Genomic DNA, 19,664 nt, shown 5'->3' with positions numbered 1-19,664 from the left:
CGGGGTCACCCCGGCGCCGGTTGTCCCTGCGCCGGATGTCGTCGTCCCAAGGCCGGGTCTGGCTGCCTGGCGGGTTTCGGCCAGGTCACGATGATCAGGGCGCAGCCGGTGATGGCGGCGGCGCGGAGAGTGTCCGGCAGCTGGTCGAGGCGGCACGCCAGGTGCTGTTCGCCGGGTTTCGCCACATCAGCCGCGATCCGAACCGGCGCCCGGCGCGGCAAACCCTGGGAGATGAGCCCGTCCCGGACGCGGCTGGCCTGTCGCACCGACATGTAGAACACAGATGTGGTTCCGGGGCCGGCATGACGGGTGCTGTCGGGCAGGGCGCTGCCGTGCTGGCAGGTGCCGGTGGTCAGGATCAGCGTATCCGCCACGCCGCGTTCCGTAAGGCTGATCTGCTGATGCGCCGCCGCAGCGCAGGCGGCGGTGATACCGGGCACGACCTCCACCGGCAGGCCGGCCAGCCGGGCGGCGGTGAGCTCTTCGGTCAGCCGTCCAAAAATGCCGGGATCGCCGGATTTGAGCCGCACCACGCGCTGGCCCTTCAGGGCTTCGGCAACGATGCAGGCGTCGATCCGGTGTTGTGGCCAGGCATGTGCGCCCACCTCCTTGCCCACGTAGATCCTGCGACAGCCGCGCCGGGCGAGGGCGATCACCTCCGGATCGACCAGCCGATCATAGAGCAGCACATCGGCGGCGCGAATGCGCGCCAGGGCCCGCAGGCTCAGCAGGTCGGCAGCGCCGGGTCCCGCGCCCACCAGGGCGACATGGGATCGTGCCCGGCGCCGGGCCAGGTCACGGGAGGGGCGCACCGTAAGAGGGGTCTGGAGCAGGCTGGCGGTCTGACGACACAGGCGCAGCCCCCAGTCGATGGCGCGGGTGGCTTGTGCGGGCAGGGCGGTCATTCTGCGGCCTCCTGGACCTGGATACGCGCCAGAAGCGCGGCGATTTCGGGTTTGCAGGAGCCACAATTGGTTCCCGCCTGAAGGGCTGCGCCGACGTCATCGACCGTCATCAGGCCGCCGGTTTCGATGGCGGTGAGGATGCTGTTCACTCCGACCGAGAAGCAGGAGCACAGGATCGGGCCCGGATCAGGCTGGTCCACCGGCGCACGGCCGGTCAGGACTGTGGCGGCTGCGGTGCCGGGCACGCCGGTCAGGTAATCGCGCATGACGGCAACGGGCTGCGGGGCGACGAACAGGGCGGCCTGCACGCACCCGCCGTGCAGGTAGGCGAGCCGGGTGGTACCGCGCGCCGGATCCGACACCAGCTGCACATCCGCCTGTGGCAGGTCAAACAGGCGGCGGGCGGTGGCGTCCCAATCGGCAATGGCGCGGCGCCCGGCAAGTTCCAGTCGCCAGCCACCCGGGGTGCGCGCCCGGGCCCAATAGTCGGCGATCTCCAGCGTGTCGCGATCAAGAGGCGTGGCAGAGACGGCAAACCCGTACCAGCGGGCCTCGAATCGCGACACGGCAACCACGCTTGCCTTGCTCTCGGGCTGGCCGGAGACCGGATCCACCACCGGAGCCACGAGATGGTCGATCCGCGCGGCGGGGGCTGTCTCTGCGGTCCAGTGGATCGGGGCAAAAACCGTGCCTGGCTGACCGTCATCGGTGATGCGCGCCCGCAGGAGGGCGCGGCCGTGGGGGCTGCTGAGTTGCACCAGATCCGCCGGTTTGATCGCCAAGCGGGCGGCGTCCTCGGGGTGAAGATCCACATAGGGTTCGGCCAGATGCGCCGAGAGCCGTGGGGACAGTCCGGTCCGCGTCATCGTGTGCCATTGGTCGCGAATGCGCCCGGTGTTGAGCCGGAACGGATAGCGCGGGCTGCGTTTGGCCACCGGCGGGCGGTGCTGAACCGGGATCATCTGCGCCTTGCCATCGGCGTGGTAGAAGCGCCCGTCGGCAAAGAAGCGCCCGCCGGACCGCTCCGCACTGCGGGGCCAGCGCCCGGGAAGGAGCGTGTCATAGGCGTCATCCTCCAGCGCCGACAGGGCCGAGATGTCGAAGTCGCGCCCCAGCGCGGCAGCCTTGCCGGAGAGCGCCGCATAGTCTCGGAAAATCGCGGCGGGGCTGTCGTAGGCGAAGGCCTGCGGCCAGCCCATACGCCGCCCCACATCGCAGAGGATCTGCCAGTCGGGGCGGGCCGACCCCGGAGGCGGGCGCAGGGCGCGCTGGCGGCTGATGGTGCGGTCGGAGTTGGTAACGGTGCCGGATTTTTCGCCCCAGGCGGCGGCGGGCAGCAATACGTCGGCGAGCCGCGCGGTATCGGTTTCCGCGCTGATGTCGCTGACGACGGTAAACGGGCAGCGGGCGATGGCCTGTGCAACCCGATCCGCATCCGGCATCGAGACAGCCGGGTTGGTGTGAATGATCCAGAGCGCCTTGATCTGCCCGGAATGGATCGCCTCGAACATGTCGACGGCCTTGAGCCCGGGGGCGGCGGGCAGGGTGGGTGCGGCCCAGTGATCCTGCACGATGGCCCGGTGATCGGGGGTGTCCAGATCGAGATGACAGGCAAGCATATTGGCCAGCCCGCCGACCTCGCGCCCGCCCATGGCGTTGGGCTGTCCGGTGACGGAGAAGGGGCCGGATCCGGGGCGTCCGATGCGTCCGGTGGCGAGATGGCAATTCAGGATCGCGTTCACCTTGTCGGCACCAGCGGCGGATTGATTGACGCCCTGGCTGTAGAGGGTGACGACGCGCGGGGTCTCGATCCACATCCGGCAGAAGCGGTCGATCTCTTCGGGCGGCAGGCCGGTAGCGTCCGGATTGTCGTCCTGCGCCGCGGCGAGGGTTTCGTCCAATCCATTGACATTGCGCAGAAAATCAGGATTGAGCGCAGCAGACTGCGCGATCCGGGACAAGAGGTGGTTGAACAGGGCGACATCCGACCCGATGCGGAGTTTCAGGTGCAGATCGGCGGTATCGCAGCTTGCCGTGTGGCGGGGGTCTATGACCACGATGCGGGTGCCGCGCGCCGCGCGGGCCGCCAGCAGTCGCTGGTGCAGCACCGGGTGGCACCATGCCAGGTTGGAGCCCACCAGCACCACCAGGTCGGCCTCGTCAATATCCTCATAGGTGCCGGGCACCGTATCGCTGCCAAAGGCGCGTTTGTGGCCGGCGACCGAGGACGCCATGCAGAGCCGCGAATTGGTGTCGATATTGGCGGAACCGATGAAGCCCTTCATCAGCTTGTTGGCCACATAGTAATCCTCGGTCAGCAGCTGGCCGGAGACGTAGAAGGCGACGCTGTCGGGACCATGGGCGGCAATCGTCTCGCGGAACCGGGTGGCGACCAGATCCAGGGCGCTGTCCCAATCGGTGTCGGCGCCGTGAAGGCGGGGCGCGCGCAGGCGGCCCTCCAGCCCGGTGGTTTCCGCCAGCGCCGCGCCTTTGGAACACAGCCGCCCCCGGTTGGCGGGGTGGTCCGGGTCTCCCTTGACCTCCAGCCCGTCCGGGCCACCCCGCCGCATCAGGACTCCACATCCAACGCCGCAATAGGGGCAGGTGGAGCGGGTCCAGCTCTGTTGATCCTGCGCGGGCGATGTCATGCGGCGTCCCGCTTGCCAAGTTCGGTGGCATCCATCAGCAGGCGCCCGCCTTCGATCCGCACGGAGTAGGTGGCGACCTGGCCCTGATCCGCGCCCTGTGCGGCGCCGGTTTCGAGGGAAAACACCCAATTGTGCAGCGGGCAGGTCACCTGTTTGCCGTGCACGATCCCATCCGACAGCGGCCCGCCCTTGTGCGGACAGCGGTCGGACAGCGCATAGACTTCGTCCTCGGCGGGGCGGAACAGCGCCACGCAGCCCAGCGGGGTCTTGACCACCCGCGCACCGCGCAGAGGGATGTCGTCCAGGGTGCCAATATCGATCCAGCTCATTCCGCGGCCTCCAGGGTCAGGTCTGCAAGGGGTTGATAGGTTTCGGCTTTTTCCTTGGCGTGCTCCGCCCAGGGGTCTTTGCGATAGATGCTCTGCGACAGCTCGAACCGCTCCACCAGGGCGCGGCGCTCTGCGGCATTGTCGACGATGCGCGCGCGCACCCACTCCAGCCCCACTTTGGCGAGCCATTTATAGGGCCGGTCCAGGTATTTGGCGTGTTCGCGATAAAGCTGGACAAAGGCGACGGTCATTTCCATCGCCTCTTCCTCTGTGGCGACATCCGCCAGCCGCTGGGTCTCCTTCAGGTCCATGCCCGCGGCGCCGCCGACGCCGATCTGATAGCCGCTGTCGACGCAGACGATGCCGACATCCTTGCAGGTGGCCTCGGCGCAGTTGCGGGGACAGCCGGAGACCGCGAGTTTGACCTTATGCGGTGTCCACGATCCCCAGAGGGCCTGCTCCAGCTTGACGCCCAGTCCGGTCGAATCCTGGGTGCCAAAGCGGCAGTGATCGGTGCCGACGCAGGTTTTGACGGTCCGGAGCCCCTTGGAATAGGCGTGGCCTGAGACCAGCCCGGCCTTGTTCAGATCGGCCCAGATCGCGGGCAGATCCTCACCCTTGATGCCCAAGAGGTCGATCCGTTGACCGCCGGTGACCTTCACCGTCTTGGCGTCGTATTTCTCGGCCGCATCGGCAATGGCCCGCAGCTCGCGCGGGTTGGTGAGGCCCCCCCACATGCGCGGCACCACCGAAAATGTGCCGTCTTTCTGAATGTTGGCATGTTTGCGCTCGTTCACGAACCGGCTTTGCGGATCGTCCTGATATTCCACCGGCCAATCGGCGAGCAGGTAGAAGTTCACCGCCGGGCGACAGACATGGCAGCCGTTGGGTGTCTTCCAGCCCAGTTCCTGCCAGACGGCGGGCTGGCTTTTCAGCGCCTTGGCCTTGATCAGGCGGCGGACGTCCTCGTGGGTGTGGTCGGTGCAGGCGCAGATCGGTTGTGCCTGTGGCGCGGCGTAGTCCTCTCCCAGCGTCACCTCCAGCAGCTGTTCCACCAGCCCGGTGCAGGTGCCGCAGGAGGCCGAGGCCTTGGTGGTTGCTTTCAGGGCGGGCAGGTCGGTTGCGCCGCCTTCGATGGCGTCGACGATGGTGCCTTTGCAAATGCCGTTGCAGCCGCAAATTTCCGCATCACGCGGCAATGCTGCAACGGCTGAGAGAGGGTCCGCGGCGGCCCCTCCCTGATAGGCGGGGCCAAAGATCAGCGTGTCTCGCATCTCGGACACATCGGTGCCATCCTTGATGAGGCCGAAGAACCAGTTGCCGTCGCTCGTGTCGCCATACATGACCGCGCCCACCAGACGGTCGCCCTCCAGCACCAGCCGCTTGTAGACGCCGCGTGCGGGGTCGCGAAACACGATGTCCTCGCGGGTGTCGCCTGCAGCGAAATCACCGGCGCTGAACAGGTCGCAGCCGGTGACCTTGAGCTTGGTCGAGAGCGATTTCTGCCGGAACGCCGCGTCCTGGCCGAGCAGGGTTTGCGCGGCCACCTTGGCCTGATCATAAAGCGGCGCCACAAGGCCGAAGATCGCGCCATCATGTTCGACACATTCGCCCACGGCCAGCACATCGGCGTCCGAGGTCAGCATCTGGTCGTCCACATGAATGCCCTTGCCCACCGCCAGACCGGCCTCGGCGGCCAGCGCGGTATTGGGGCGGATCCCCACGGCCATCACCAGCAGATCGCAGGGCAGCTCGGTCCCGTCATCCAGCACCAGTGCACGTACCTTGCCATTCGTGCCCGCGATCTCCTTTGAGTTTGCAGAGAGCCGCACGGTGATGCCCTTTTCCTCCAGCGATTTCTTCAGCAGATAGCCTGCGGCCTCGTCCAGCTGGCGCTCCATCAGGTGGCCCATGATGTGCACCACGGTGACATCGGCGCCGCGCGCCGCCATGCCGGCTGCCGCCTCAAGACCGAGGAGACCGCCGCCGATCACCACCACCTTGTTGCCCGCCTGCATCTCCATCATGCGATGGGTGTCCTCAAGGTCGCGATAGGCGATGACGCCCTCCAGATCATGACCCGGAAGCGGGATGATGAAAGGGTTGGAGCCGGTGGCGAACAGCAGCTTGTCATAGGCCAGAACCTCGCCCGTGTCGGAGGTCACGGTCTTGGCGCTGCGGTCGATCCTGGTGATTTTCTGTCCAAACCGGGTGTGCACGCCATTGGCGGCGTACCAGTCATCGGAATGGGTGATGATCTCCGCGTAGGTCTTGTCGCCAGACAGCACCGGGCTGAGCATGATACGGTTGTAATTGCCGCGGGGTTCGGCGTTGACGAGGGTGATGTCATAGGCGTCGGGGGCAGTCTCCAGCAGCTGCTCGATGACCCGGCCCGAGGCCATGCCAGCGCCGATGATGACGAGTTTTTTGGTCATGATGTCACTCCGCCGCGATCTTTTTTGCGGTTGCTGTGGGTTTCGGTTTGGCGCCGTGTTCGTATTCCTCGAGGAAATCGAGCACGTCCTGGCGGTAGGCGTAGTAATCCGGGTGTTCGAGCAGTGCCTTGCGGGTGCGCGGGCGGGGCAGGTTCACATCGGTGATCTTGCCGATCGTGGCCTGCGGTCCGTTGGTCATCATCACCACCCGGTCGGCGAGCAGGATCGCCTCGTCCACGTCATGGGTGACACAGATCGCCGTCACCTTGGTGCGCGACCAGACCTCCATCAGCACCTCTTGCAGCTCCCAGCGGGTGAGGCTGTCGAGCATGCCAAAGGGTTCGTCCAGCAAGAGCAGTTTCGGCGACAGGGCAAAGGCGCGGGCGATGCCGACCCGTTGCTGCATGCCGTTGGACATTTCGCAGGCGGGCTTGTCCATCGCCTCGGCGAGGCCGACCCGTTCGAGGTAATAGTCCACCACATCCTGACGTTCCGCCCGGCTGGCCCTGGGATAGACCTTGTCCACCCCGATGGCGCAGTTTTCCCGTGCCGAGAGCCAGGGAAACAGGTTCGGCGACTGGAACACCACCGCGCGTTCCGGGTCGGCGCCTTCGACATGTTTGCGGTCGAGTTTGATCGCGCCTTTTGAAATCGGGTTGAGACCGGCGGCCATGGTCAGCACCGTGGATTTACCGCATCCCGAATGGCCGATCAGCGAGATGAACTCGCCCTTGTTGATCTTGAGGTCGAAATCCTCGACCACGGTCAGAGGCCCCTTGGGCGTGGGGTAGATCTTGTGCAGCTGCGAAAAGTCGAGATAGCGCTCCTCGGCGAGTGTGGTCCCGGCCTCGGCAACGGCAACCGGCAGCTGGTGGATCGGCGTCACATCGGGCAGCAGCTTTGTGCCCTCGACCCGTGATTTGATCCCCACATCCATCAGGTGTCCGGTGACGGCGGCGCGCAGGTGTTTGAAACGATCATCGGTGTTCATCGCGCTGCGATCCCGGGGCCGGGGCAGGGACACCGCGAACTCCTCGCCGAGCGTGCCGTCGGGGTTCAGGGCGATGATGCGGTCGGCCAGAAGGATGGCCTCGTCCACGTCGTTGGTGATGAGCACGCAGGTCTTTTTGTCGGCCTCCCAGATCGCCTCGATCTCCTCGGCGAGATTGGCACGGGTGAGCGCGTCGAGCGCCGAGAGCGGTTCGTCCAGCAGCAGCACCTCGGGGTCCATCGCCAGGGCGCGGGCGACATTGACCCGCTGGCGCATGCCGCCGGACAATTCGGCCGGGCGGCGGTGGCGGGCATGGGACAGCCCCACCATCTGCACGTAGTGGTCGACCTTGGCGGTTTTTGCCGCCCGGTCCAGCCCGGGAAAGATCGCATCCACCGCAAGCCCCACATTGCCGGCCACGGTGAGCCAGGGCATCAGCGCGTAATTTTGAAAGATCACGCCGCGTTCCGGACCCGGTCCGGTGATCTCCCGGCCCTTGAAGGTCACGCGCCCGCTGGTGGGGCGCTCCAGCCCCGCCATCAGGTTGATCAGGGTGGTCTTGCCGGTGCCGGAAAAGCCAAGGAGAACAAGGAACTCGCCTTCTTCGACCCGGAGGTTGATGGACTTCAGCACATCGGTGGTGGTGGTGCCGGTGCCAAAGGATCTGGAGACGTCGGAAAATTCGAGAATGCTCATGACGCTCACCGGTTGTTCGAGAAGGTGAACAGGGATTGCAGCGCAAACATCACCCGGTCGAGGAGGAAGCCGATGAGCCCGATGGTCAGCACCGCGACGATGATCCGGGCCAGCGACTGGCTGGAGCCGTTCTGGAATTCATCCCAGACGAATTTGCCGAGACCGGGGTTCTGGGCCAGCATCTCGGCGGCGATCAGCACCATCCATCCAACCCCGAGGGAGAGCCGCAACCCGGTAAAGATCAGGGGCAGCGCGGAGGGCAGCACCAGTTTGGTGATCTTGGTATAGGTGTTCATTTTCAGGACCTTGGAGACATTGACCAGATCCTTGTCGATCGACGCCACGCCAAGTGCCGTATTGATCAGCGTTGGCCAGAGCGAGCACAGCGTGACGGTGATCGCGGAGACCAGAAAGCTCTTTGCAAAGAGCCCGTCCCCCGAGGCGGCGAGGGCAGACACCACCATGGTGACGATCGGCAGCCAGGCCAGCGGCGAGACCGGTTTGAAGATCTGCACCAGCGGGTTGATGGCCGCATTGGCCATCGGCGAGAGCCCGGCGAGGATGCCCAGCGGAATCGCCACCACGGAGGCCAGCAGGAAGCCGAAGAACACGGTCTGGATCGAGGTCCAGATCTGGTCGTAGTAGCTTGGCGCGCCGGTATAGGCGATGTGTTTGACCTGATCCGCGCGGCCCTGTTCGATCATGCGCTGGTTGCGCTGCTCCACCCGCTCGCGGAACTGCGCCTCCTTGGCGGCCTTGGCGCGGGCGTCCTGATGCAGGGTCAGGGTTTCCTCCCAGACCTGCACCGGGCCGGGGATGGCGCCAAGCGAGGTCTGCACCCGTGGGGCAAGCGTGCCCCAGAGCAGCAGAAAGCCGACAATGGCAAGCAGCGGCACCGCCAGAAGGCGCCAGAGCTCTCGGGCCTGGGTGCGGGGGGTGTCGCCGGCGGCGAGCTTCAGCAGCGGGGTGATCCAGGCCAGGCCGAGAACCTGAAACCAGGAATCGAGTTGGTTGATGCGTGTGAAGCGCCGGGCGCGCCGGGCTTCGGCGGAGAGGCTGTCGGGGTCGACGGTGGTCATGGCGGGATCCTTCGGATGGGGTCCTGGCGAGAACGGGCGAGAAAGAGATATGCGGCGTGCGGGAGGGGATCGGCGCTCGCTCCTGAAGGAGCCTCGCCCCGCCCGCCCTCCCGTCGGGGCGGATCAGCCCTGGACGGCCTCGCCGACGACGGTCTGACTGCCCTTCAGGCCGATGGGCAAGCTGTCGATATAGGCGTTGGGGCTGCGGCCATCGAATGGGATGCCGTCGATGATGTCGGTGGCCGGGGTGGGGGCCTTGTAGCCGTCGCTGTCCCAGGGAAAGTCGGCAGCGTCGGCCTTGCCCTCGTCGACCAGCATCCGGGCGGCCTCGAGATAGATCTCGGGCTTGTAGACGGAGCGGGCGACCTCATCGAACCAGCTGTCGGGCTTGGCGTCTGCGATCTGGCCCCAGCGCCGCATCTGGGTCAAGTACCAGACCGCGTCCGAGTAGAACGGATAGGTCGCGTTGTGGCGGAAGAATGTATTGAAATCAGGAACATCCCGCACGTCGCCCTTTTCGTATTCGAAGGTGCCGGTCATCGAGTTGGCGATCACCTCGGCATCGGCACCGACATATTCCGGGCGGCTGAGGATCTCGACCGCCTCGGCGCGGTTGGCGTTGTCGTTTTCGTCGAGCCAGATCGCCGCCCGGATCAGCGCCTTGACCACGGCGCGGGTGGTGTTGGGGTTCTGTTCGGCGAAGTCGGCCGTGATGCCGAAGACCTTTTCGGGATTGTTCTTCCACAGCTCGTAGTCGGTGATGACCGGCACGCCGATGCCCTTGAACACCGCCTGCTGGTTCCAGGGCTCGCCGACGCAATAGCCGGAGATGGTGCCGGCCTCCAGCGTGGCGGGCATCTGCGGCGGCGGGGTCACCGACAGGAAGGCCTCGGCGCCGATCTGGCCGGTGACGTTTTCAGGACTGTAGTAGCCCGGGTGCACCCCGCCGGCGGCCAGCCAGTAGCGCAATTCGTAGTTGTGGGTGGAGACCGGAAAGACCATGCCCATGTTGAAGGGCTTGCCCTCGGTCCTGAAGCGCTCGATGACCGGTTTGAGGTGCGACGCCGAGATCGGATGGGCCACCCGGCCGGTGTCATCCCGCGGCAGGTTCGGCTTCATCATCTCCCAGACCTCGTTGGAGAGGGTGATGCCATTGCCGTTCAGGTCCATGGAAAACGGGGTGACGATATGGGCTTCGGTGCCGTAGCCGATGGTGGCGGCCAGCGGTTGGCCGGCCAGCATATGGGCACCGTCGAGGCTGCCGTCGATCACGCCGTCCAGCAGCACTTTCCAGTTGGCCTGCGCCTCCAGCGTGACAAACAGGCCCTCGTCGTCGAAATAGCCCTGTTCATAGGCCACGGCGAGCGGTGCCATGTCTGTCAATTTGATAAAGCCAAAGGTCAGGACGTCTGTTTCCAGCTCCAGCATGTCTGCATGGGCGGGGCTGACAAGCGCCGCTGTGGCCGCCAGGGTCAACATCAGTTTCTTCATCGGTTCGGTCCCCTCATGGTGTGATGCGGTGGTTCAGCAGAGCGCTGAAACCAAAAAAGCCGCCGACCTTATCCGCCGGAAGGAGAGGCGGAGCGGGTCGAGCGGCTTTGCTCTTTTGAAAGTCCCATTCACTGGGAGAAATTCTGCGGCTGGCGTCGTTGCGAGCCTGGGTTCAGCATGTCAGAGGGTGGCGGTGGCCTCAAAGCCGAAACTGGCGCGGGGTGCGAAATTCTTCTGCGATGCGGCATCGCGCGGCCTATCTGCCGCTTTTTTCATCGCTGGGGCCGCTGCGGGTCGAAGATCTGACCATCGAAGAATCGATTGTCCGGGGCCGGATGGGCCCGTGTGGAGAGATTGGAGCTGTCACGCCCCTCGACTCGCTGCGGATACTGGGGGAGCTGCGGGCAGAGGTCGCCGAGTGCACCGCGGTAGAGATCGTCGCGGAACACGGGCGCGGCGGCGCGCAGGGCGACGGCCCGGTCCAGGCCGGTGCGCATCGCCAGTTGATGCGCGATCCATTGGGCCTGGCTGGTCCAGGGGTAGCTGGCGTCTCCGAGGTGGAACCGCAGAAATCCGGGCACATCGCGTTGCAGCCCCTGTGGCGTCACGGTGAGCCCGCCGGAGAGCGCACGGTCGATGATTTCCGGAGGCAGGCTCAGATAGGGCTCGCGGGCCAGCAGTTCGGCGGCCAGAAGGCGGCTTTCGGCGCTGGCGAGCCATTTGCCCGCCCGCCACACGGCGCGGATCAGGCGGTGCGCCAGCGGGGCCTCCTGCGTCAGCCAGGGGGTGCGCACGGCCAGCACCTTTTCCGGGGCGAAGGACCAGATCGCCGCGCCGGGCAGTAGCAGCGCCCCGAGGCCGTGCTCCACCACGATCGAGCCCCAGGGTTCGCCCACGCAGAAGGCGTCCACCTCGCCCGCGCGCAGGGCGTCGGCCATCAACGATGGGGGCACGGTGCGGATGTCGATGCTCTGCGGTGCGGGAAAACCAAGCGCGCTGAGCCAGTAGTAGAGCAGTTCCGCATGCATGGAGAAGGGGAAGGGCACCGCGATCCGCAGCCGGTCCGGGGCGGCTTCGATCAGGGCATGGCCCGCCGCCCGCGCATCGGCAAAGGCAAAGTCGTGACCCTGGTCGCGCATCCGGCCGGCAAGCGCGGCGCTGACGCCGATCACGGTACCATTGACCGAGAGGACGGACATCACGCTCAGCGGGCCGCCGGTATTGCCCAGCCCCATCGCCGCGGCCACCGGCACCGGGGCGAGCATATGGGCGGCGTCCACCTGGCCAAAGGCCAGCATGTCACGCAAGGAGGACCACGACGGCGCCCGTTTCAGCAGGAGATCCAGGCCTTCTTCGGCGGCAAAGCCCATTTCCTGGGCGACGATCAACGGCGCGGCGTCGACCAGGGGGATGAAGCCCACGGGGATCTGTGCCCGCTTCATGACAGCAGTTCCGCAGCGGTGACCAGCGCCTGGGCCACGTCGGCCATGCGCTTGTTCTTGTCCATTGCCGTCTTGCGCATCAGGGCATAGGCCTCTTCTTCGGTGATGCCGCGAGCCTTCATGATCATGCCCTTGGCCCGGTCGATGACCTTGCGTTCTTCGAGAGCGCGCTTGGTTTCGGCCAGCTCGGTGCGCATCCGGTGCACCATGTTGAAACGGGCGATGGTGGCATCGAGGATCGGCTTCAGCCGGGCGGGCTGCATGCCGTCGACCACATAGGCCGAGACCCCGGCTTCGATCGCCGCAGTGGACAGGCCTTCGCCCGATTGATCGACGAACATGGCGACCGGGCGCTCCAGCGGGCCGGAGGCGAGGGTCAGCTCTTCCATCATGTCGCGCGAGGGGTTTTCGAGGTCGATCAGCACCACATCGGGGTTGAGAGACCGGATCTGGCGGGCCAGCCGGGTCGGATCGGCGATCACATGCAGGCGATAGTCCCCGGCCGCGCGCAGGCTCTCGCTCACCTGGGCGGCGCGATCCGGGTCGGATTCGACAAGTATGACGGCAAGGGGCTCGGCCATGGCTCCACATACGCCGCACCGCAGCATGCCTGTAAAGCCGGCATGGCCACCTGCGGCGCTGTGGGGGAGGCGCTTGCCTGTTTTCTGTGCAACGGGCCGCCTGTGGCGCTCTTTTCAGGGCGCGGGGGCAGTCGTGCCGCCGAGTGGTCAGGTCAGTGTCGTGGACTGTAGCTCGATGGGTCCAGCGTTTCGGGGCGGCCGGGCAGGGCGAGCGTCGCCACCTGCGGCGCGGTGCGTGAAATCACCCGGCCGCGGCGGATCACCGCCAGCCGGGTGGGTTTCAGCCGCAGCGCCTCGATCGGGTCCTTCGCCTGCAAAAGCACCATGTCGGCGTGGTTGCCGGGCGCGATGCCGTAGCCGTCCAGCCCGAGGATGCGGGCGGGGATCTCGGTCACCGCATCAAAGCACCAGCGCATGTCCGCCCGCGACGACAGCTGCCCCACATGCAGGCCCATCGCCGCCACGTCGAGCATGTCCGCCGCGCCCAGCGAATACCACGGATCCATCACGCAATCGGCGCCAAAGGCCACCGGGATGCCCGCGTCGCGCAGCTCTCGCACCCGGGTGAGCCCGCGCCGTTTGGGATAGCTGTCATGGCGCCCCTGCAACATGATGTTGATGAGCGGGTTGGCGATCGCCTGCACCCCGGCCTCCTGCATCAGGGGGATCAGCTTGGACACAAAGTAATTGTCCATCGAATGCATCGAGGTCAGGTGAGAGCCCGCCACCCGGTCCTGGAGGCCGAGCCGCTGGGTCTCGAAGGCGAGGGTCTCGATATGGCGCGACATCGGGTCGTCGCTCTCGTCGCAGTGCATGTCGACGCGCAGCCCCCGCTCCGCCGCCACCTCGCAGAGCCAGGTGACCGAGCGCGCACCCTCCTGCATGCTGCGTTCGAAATGCGGGATGCCGCCCACGACGTCCACCCCCATATCAAGCGCCCGCAAGAGGGTGTCGGTGGCACCCGGGGCGCGGAACACGCCATCCTGCGGGAAGGCGACCAGTTGCAGGTCGAGGTAGTCGCGGACCCGGTCGCGAACCTCCAGCAGCGCCTGCACGGTCTTGAGGTCGGCGTCGCTCACATCCACATGGCTGCGCACGGCCAACAGGCCCTGGCTGACCGCGAGATCGCAGTACCGCAGCGCGCGGTCGATGATCTCCTCCACACTTTGCAGCGGTTTCAGCTCGCCCCAGAGCGCGATGCCCTCCAGCAGGGTGCCGGAGGTGTTCATCCGCGGGCGACCCAGCGACAGGGTGGCGTCGAGGTGGAAATGCGCATCCACAAAGGGGGGCGAAACCAGCAGCCCGCCGGCATCGATGACCTGGCCTGCGGGGGCGCTGATCCCCGGTTCGACCGCCGCGATGCGGCCCTTGTGGCAGGCGATGTCGACGCCCGTGCGCCCGTCGGGCAGCGTGGCGTTGGTGACGATCAGATCATAACTCATGCGAGCGGCTCCCGGTGGCGTTTGCCCGCCCATTCGACAGCCCCGCGCGGCGGGGATCAAGCGCAATCGCCCCGCCCGCCTGCCGCAATCCGGCGGGGCAGGGGATCAGGCCCCGGGGATGCGGGTTTCGCTTTGGGGATCGAAGGCCACCGCCTTTTCCATGTTCACGGCAAAGTCGAACATGTCTCCGGCCGTGGCCTCGGCGTCCGCACGCAGGCGGGCGATCACATCGCGCCCGCCAAGCGTGGTGGTGACAAAGGTGTCGGAACCGGCGGCCTCGGTCACCTCGATGCGGCTGCGCAGCGGGACGATATTGGCGGATTTGCGATCCGCCCCGTCCGGGTCGGTCAGCGCCTCGGGGCGCAGGCCCAGCAGGATCTCGCGACCCTCCCAGGCGGTCAGGTTTTGTTGACTGAACGGCAGCTCCGTCTGCGCCCCGTCGGAGGTGGTCACCTGCGCCATTGCGCGGCCATCGCGTACCACCACGCGGGCGGGCAGAATGTTCATCGCCGGGCTGCCCATGAAGGTGGCGACAAAGACATTGGCGGGGGTGTCGTAGATCTCCTTCGGGGTGCCCAGCTGCTGCACATGGCCCTCATACATCACCGCGATGCGGGTGGAGAGGGTGAGCGCCTCGATCTGGTCATGGGTGACATAGACCATGGTGGTCTTCAGCTTTTCGTGCAGCTTCTTGATCTCGGTGCGCATGTCGACGCGCAGCTTGGCGTCGAGGTTGGACAGCGGCTCGTCAAAGAGGAACACATCCGGGTTGCGCACCAGGGCCCGGCCCATGGCCACCCGCTGGCGCTGGCCGCCGGAGAGCTGGCCGGGCTTGCGCTCCAGCAGGGTTTCGATCTGCAACAGCTTTGCCACATCCGCCAGCGCCGCGGCGCGCTCGGCCCGGGGAACGCCGTGCATTTCCAGCCCGAAGGTGATGTTCTGGCCCACCGTCATGTTCGGATAGAGCGCGTAGCTCTGGAACACCATGGCGATGTTGCGCTGTGCGGGATGCACCCCGTTCATCACCCGCCCGTTGATCGAGATGTCGCCGCTGGAAATCTCCTCCAGCCCGGCGATCATGTTGAGCAGGGTGGATTTGCCACAGCCGGAGGGGCCGACCAGGACGAGGAATTCGCCTTCTTCAACCGCGATGTCGACGCGGTGCAGCACCTCGGTGCTGCCATAGGATTTGGTGACATTGGAGATTTCGAGAAAACCCATGAATTCAGCCTTTCACGGAGCCCGCCATCAAGCCGCGCACAAAAAAGCGCCCGGCGACGACATAGACCAGAAGAGTGGGAAGCGCGGCGAGGATGGCGCCGGCGAAATGGACGTTGTATTCCTTCACCCCGGTGGAGGATTGCACCAGGTTGTTCAGCGCCACGGTCATCGGTTGGGCGGTGCCGCCGAAGGACGCGCCGAACAGGAAATCATTCCAGATATTGGTGAACTGCCAGATCACCGAAACCACGGTGATCGGCCCCGACACCGGCAGCAGGATGCGCCAGAAGATGCGGAAGAACCCGGCGCCGTCGATCATCGCGGCGCGGATGAGTTCGGTCGGGAAGGCGGCGTAGTAGTTGCGGTAATAGAGCGTGGTGAAGCCGACGCCATAGACCACATGCACCAGCACCAGCCCGGGGATGGATCCCGCCAGCCCCAGCTTGCCCAGCACCGTGGCCATCGGGATCAGCACGATCTGGAACGGGATGAAGCAGGAGAACAGCATCAGCCCGAACAGGATGGTATCGCCGCGAAACCGCCATTTGGTCAGCACGTAACCGTTGAGCGCCCCCAGCACGGTGGAGATCGCCACCGCCGGAACCACCATCAGGATCGAGTTGAGGAAATAGGGGCGCAGGCCGGTGGGCTCGATGCCGATCTGGGCGCTGGACCAGGCGGTGAGCCAGGGCGCGATGGTCCAGTCCTGTGGCAGCGCCAGCATATTGCCGCCAGTGATCTCCGACAGCGGTTTCAGCGAATTGGCCAGCATCACGAAGAACGGCAGCAGGTAGAACAGGGCAAACAGCAACAGCACCAGATAGATCAGCACCCGGCTGGCCCGGGAGGTGCGCAGGGCGCTGTCCTGGGTGACATGGGACATCAGCGCTTCTCCTTCAGTTCGGCATAGAGATAGGGGGTCATGATCGCGGCGATGGTCATCAGCATGATAACCGCGCTGGCGGCGCCGACGCCCATCTGGTTGCGGGTGAAGGTGTAGGAATACATGAAGGTGGCGGGCAGCTCGGTGGCGCGTCCCGGCCCGCCGCCGGTGAGGGCGATCACCAGGTCATAGGATTTCACCGCGAGGTGAGACAGGATCACGAAGGCCGACAGGAAGGCCGGGCGCAGCATCGGGATGACGATGCGCCGGTAGAGGTTCCAGTTCGACGCGCCGTCGATCTGCGCCGCCTTCAGGATCTCGTTGTCGATGCCGCGCAGCCCCGCGAGGAACATCGCCATCACAAAGCCCGAGGTCTGCCAGACTGCCGCGATCACGATGGTATAGATCGCCATGTCGCGATCCTTGATCCAGCCGAACTCGAAACTCTCCCAGCCCCAGAGATGCATGGTGTTCTCCAGTCCGATGCCGGGATCCATGAACCATTTCCAGGCGGTGCCGGTGACGATGAAGCTCAGCGCCATCGGGTAGAGGTAGATCGGCCGCAGCAGGCCCTCGCCGCGGATCTTCTGGTCGAGAAAGATCGCCAGCGCCAGGCCGATGGCAATGCAGAGGCTGATGTAGAGCAGGGCAAACACCGCCAGATTGCCCACCGCCGTCCACCAGGCCGACAGCCCCCAGAGCTTTTGATAGTTCTCCAGCCCGATCAGGTCGTATTTCGGCAGCATCCGCGAATTGGTGAAGCTCAGATAGACCGTGTAGAGGATGAAGCCGTAGACGAAGGCCAGCATCATCGCGATGGTCGGTGACAGCACCAGTTTTGGAATCCAGGCCTGAAGCCGGCTGCGCAGGTCGGGTGCAGGTGTTCGGGCGGGCATCTCCGCTCCTCTGTTGGCTGGGGGCTGTGTTCGGGAACAGGGGCGACCGGCCGAGGGCAAATCCCGGCCAGCCGCATGGGGTGGCGGTCAGGAACCGCCTCCGGGGGAGATCTCTGCGGCTACTGGGCGAATTCGACCGCGTTCACCAGTTCCTCGGCGGCGGTGGCGGCGTCATATTCGCCGTTGAAATGTGCGGTCACCACGTCGTAGATCGCGTTTTTCACCGAGGCCGGCACCGAATGGCCATGCGCCATGGAGCCGAACAGACGTCCGTTGCTGCCCGCTTCGGCCAGATCCGCCATGCCTTTCTTGCCGCAGCCGTCGAAGGCATCATTGGGCACGTCGGTGCGCGCCGGCACCGAGCCCTTGACCACGTTGAAGGCGGATTGGAACGCCGGATCCATCACCGCCTTGGCCATCGCCAGCTGTGCGGCGTCGCCGTCGGCCACGTCGAACATCACGAACTGGTCGGAGTTGAAGGTGACCGCGCCCTGGGTGCCGGGAAAGCGGATGCAGACAAAATCCTCGCCCGGGGTCATGTCGGCGCGCAGGAACTCGCCCTTGGCCCAATCCCCCATCATCTGCATGCCCGCCTCGCCATTGATCACCATGGAGGAGGCCAGGTTCCAGTCCCGCCCGGAGAAATTGTCATCGACGTAGCTGCGCAGTTTGGCCATGCGCTCGAAGGCCTCGACCATCGTGTCGCCCCCAAGCGCATCGGGGTCGAGGTCGATCATCGAGGCGGTGTAGAAGTCATCGCCCAGGCTCAGCACCACCGCGTCAAAGATAGTGGCGTCCTGCCAGGCCTGGCCGCCATGGGCCAGCGGGGTGATGCCGTTCGCCTTCATCGCATCGAGCACGGCGATCAGCTCCTCCCAGCTTTGGGGCGCGTCGAGGCCGGTGGCGTCCAGCGCCGATTTGCTGATCCAGACCCAGTTGGTGGAATGCACGTTCACCGGCGCGGCGATCCAGTTGCCATCGTCCTTGGAGAAATACTGCAACGCCTCGGGCACCACCTTGTCCCAGCCTTCGGCCTCGGCCACTTCGTTGAGGTTGCCCAGAACGTCCTCGGCGGCCCAGTCCTTGATGTCAAAGCCGAGCATCTGCACCGCGGTGGGCGCGTCCCCGGCGGTGACCCTTGCGCGCAGCGTGGTCATCGCCGCCTCGCCGCCGCCGCCCGCAACCGGCATGTCGACCCAGCCGATGCCCTGGCCCTGCAAATCGTCCTTCAGCACGTTGAGCGCCGCCGCTTCGCCACCGGCGGTCCACCAGTGCAGCACTTCGACGTCCTCTGCCGCCGCGACAGAGGCCACAAGGGCCAGGCCCGCAACACCCGAATAGAGGTTCTTCAGCATGGTTTTCTCCTCCCTGAGATCTATGCTTTGCGTTTATAACGTTTTAAATCTGTCTGTGAGTCAATCGTGAATTTTTGATTATCCTGTGTCGGATCAGAATGTAGTGGCGATAAATCAATGGGATAAGGAACGTATCTGGGATGACCTGCCATTTGCGTTGCTTGTGAAAACGTTATAAATTACCATTCTCTCATCCACATAAGGACCCAGCCGGTGCCGAATCGCACGTCAGATCAGAAGCCAACACAGAAGATGATCGCCGACCGGGCGGGCATTTCCGTTGGCGCGGTGTCGCGGGCGCTGGCCAATGACCCCAAGATCGCCGAGGACACGCGCCGCATGGTGCAGGCGCTGGCGACCGAGATGGGGTATTCGCCGGACCGTGCAGCGCAGCGCCTGCGCACCGGGCGCACCCAGGTCATCAACCTGATCCTGCCGCCGCATGAGGAGATCTTCGGTTTTGGCACCTCGCTGATCCGCGGGATCACCCGGGGGCTGGAGGGATCGTCCTTCCATCTGGTGGTGATGCCGGACTTTGACGCGGATGCTGCGGGCGAGGACACCCTGCGCCGGATCGTGCGCAACCGGCTGTCGGATGGGGTGCTGTTTTCGCGGACCGAACCCGATGATGCGCGGGTGCGGTTTCTGGCAGAGGCGGGGTTTCCCTTTGTCTCGCACGGGCGCACCGAGCTGGCGACGGCGCATCCCTATGTCGACTACGATAATTATGGCTTTGCCTATGAGGCGGCGCGGCGGTTGATCGCGCGCGGGGCGCGTAGCCTGTCGATCCTGCTGCCGCCGCCGAACCTGAGTTTCCGCCAGCACCTGCTGCATGGTTTTATGACCGCGGTGCGCGAAAGCGGTGTGCGGCACGAAATCTTTCAGGGCGCTGATCTCGACAGCACGCCGGAACAGGTGCGGGCCGCGGTGGAGGCCCGGTATCGCGCCCCGGACGCGCCGGAGGGCCTGATCCTGCCCGGTGAAGTATCGGGGCTGGCGGCGCTGGCGGCGGTGCAGGACATCGGCCTGGTGCCGGATCGCGACGTCCGGCTGGTGGTCAAGCAGACCACGGGCCTGTTTGATCTGGTGCGCCCCCGGGTCGACAGCATTTTTGAAGATCTGCCCGAGGCGGGTGTCCAGATGGCGCAGCTGCTGCTGCGCCGGATTGCGGGCGAAGCGCCGGAGGCCCTGCAATATCTGCAACCGATCAGCGCGCCGGTTGCCTCCGGCCCGGACCGCTGAGCCGCGGCACAACAACAAAGGTCACACC

At 65.6% G+C, this 19,664-nt stretch carries 15 protein-coding genes; 1 reads left to right on the top strand and 14 read right to left on the bottom strand.

Features of this window, described 5'->3' with window-relative positions:
* Positions 1 to 5: 5 nt before the first annotated feature.
* From cobA to MHM88_RS19710, 14 genes are all read right to left on the bottom strand, one after another.
* On the bottom strand, positions 6 to 905 hold the full coding sequence (gene cobA, locus MHM88_RS19775; protein ID WP_239368481.1) for a uroporphyrinogen-III C-methyltransferase: 900 nt from the start codon (positions 903 to 905) through the stop codon (positions 6 to 8).
* The gene (locus MHM88_RS19770) at positions 902 to 3,553 is read right to left on the bottom strand and encodes a nitrate reductase (RefSeq protein WP_239368479.1); all 2,652 of its coding nucleotides are present in this window, start codon (positions 3,551 to 3,553) and stop codon (positions 902 to 904) included. Before MHM88_RS19770 ends, cobA begins: the two co-directional genes overlap by 4 nt.
* Positions 3,550 to 3,882, bottom strand: a complete 333-nt coding sequence (nirD, locus tag MHM88_RS19765; protein WP_239325197.1) for a nitrite reductase small subunit NirD — start codon at positions 3,880 to 3,882, stop codon at positions 3,550 to 3,552. Before nirD ends, MHM88_RS19770 begins: the two co-directional genes overlap by 4 nt.
* Positions 3,879 to 6,317, bottom strand: coding sequence for a nitrite reductase large subunit NirB (gene nirB / locus MHM88_RS19760; protein ID WP_239368477.1), 2,439 nt, complete (start codon positions 6,315 to 6,317; stop codon positions 3,879 to 3,881). The genes nirD and nirB overlap by 4 nt, the downstream gene beginning before the upstream one ends.
* A 4-nt stretch (positions 6,318 to 6,321) precedes the next feature.
* Positions 6,322 to 8,004 carry an ABC transporter ATP-binding protein gene (locus MHM88_RS19755; RefSeq protein ID WP_239368475.1) on the bottom strand — a complete coding sequence of 561 codons (1,683 nt, stop codon included), beginning with the start codon at positions 8,002 to 8,004 and terminating at the stop codon, positions 6,322 to 6,324.
* Between the two features lie 5 nt (positions 8,005 to 8,009).
* A complete protein-coding gene (locus tag MHM88_RS19750) occupies positions 8,010 to 9,083 on the bottom strand; it encodes an ABC transporter permease (RefSeq protein WP_239368473.1) in 1,074 nt (357 codons plus the stop codon).
* 123 nt (positions 9,084 to 9,206) lie between these two features.
* Entirely contained in the window at positions 9,207 to 10,574 is a 1,368-nt protein-coding gene (locus tag MHM88_RS19745; RefSeq protein ID WP_239325205.1) for a CmpA/NrtA family ABC transporter substrate-binding protein, read from the bottom strand.
* A gap of 272 nt (positions 10,575 to 10,846) precedes the next feature.
* Positions 10,847 to 12,016, bottom strand: a complete 1,170-nt coding sequence (locus MHM88_RS19740; RefSeq protein WP_239368471.1) for an ABC transporter substrate-binding protein — start codon at positions 12,014 to 12,016, stop codon at positions 10,847 to 10,849.
* Positions 12,013 to 12,597 carry an ANTAR domain-containing response regulator gene (locus MHM88_RS19735; RefSeq protein ID WP_239368469.1) on the bottom strand — a complete coding sequence of 195 codons (585 nt, stop codon included), beginning with the start codon at positions 12,595 to 12,597 and terminating at the stop codon, positions 12,013 to 12,015. The genes MHM88_RS19740 and MHM88_RS19735 overlap by 4 nt, the downstream gene beginning before the upstream one ends.
* 152 nt (positions 12,598 to 12,749) lie before the next feature.
* On the bottom strand, positions 12,750 to 14,039 hold the full coding sequence (locus MHM88_RS19730; RefSeq protein WP_239368467.1) for an amidohydrolase family protein: 1,290 nt from the start codon (positions 14,037 to 14,039) through the stop codon (positions 12,750 to 12,752).
* Positions 14,040 to 14,144: 105 nt separating this feature from the next.
* A complete protein-coding gene (locus tag MHM88_RS19725; protein WP_239368465.1) occupies positions 14,145 to 15,260 on the bottom strand; it encodes an ABC transporter ATP-binding protein in 1,116 nt (371 codons plus the stop codon).
* A gap of 4 nt (positions 15,261 to 15,264) precedes the next feature.
* Entirely contained in the window at positions 15,265 to 16,143 is an 879-nt protein-coding gene (locus MHM88_RS19720; RefSeq protein ID WP_239368463.1) for a carbohydrate ABC transporter permease, read from the bottom strand.
* A complete protein-coding gene (locus MHM88_RS19715) occupies positions 16,143 to 17,039 on the bottom strand; it encodes a carbohydrate ABC transporter permease (protein WP_239325218.1) in 897 nt (298 codons plus the stop codon). The genes MHM88_RS19720 and MHM88_RS19715 overlap by 1 nt, the downstream gene beginning before the upstream one ends.
* A gap of 119 nt (positions 17,040 to 17,158) precedes the next feature.
* Positions 17,159 to 18,394 carry an ABC transporter substrate-binding protein gene (locus tag MHM88_RS19710; RefSeq protein WP_239325220.1) on the bottom strand — a complete coding sequence of 412 codons (1,236 nt, stop codon included), beginning with the start codon at positions 18,392 to 18,394 and terminating at the stop codon, positions 17,159 to 17,161.
* 213 nt (positions 18,395 to 18,607) lie between these two features.
* Here MHM88_RS19710 and MHM88_RS19705 point away from each other — a divergent pair, with 213 nt between their 5' ends.
* Entirely contained in the window at positions 18,608 to 19,636 is a 1,029-nt protein-coding gene (locus MHM88_RS19705) for a LacI family DNA-binding transcriptional regulator (RefSeq protein ID WP_239368461.1), read from the top strand.
* Positions 19,637 to 19,664: the final 28 nt, after the last annotated feature.

The organism is Epibacterium sp. MM17-32, from assembly GCF_022348205.1.
Taxonomy (GTDB): Bacteria; Pseudomonadota; Alphaproteobacteria; order Rhodobacterales; family Rhodobacteraceae; genus Epibacterium.
Note: the sequence above shows the minus strand (reverse complement) of the source record. Positions and strands in the feature narration are given on the sequence as shown.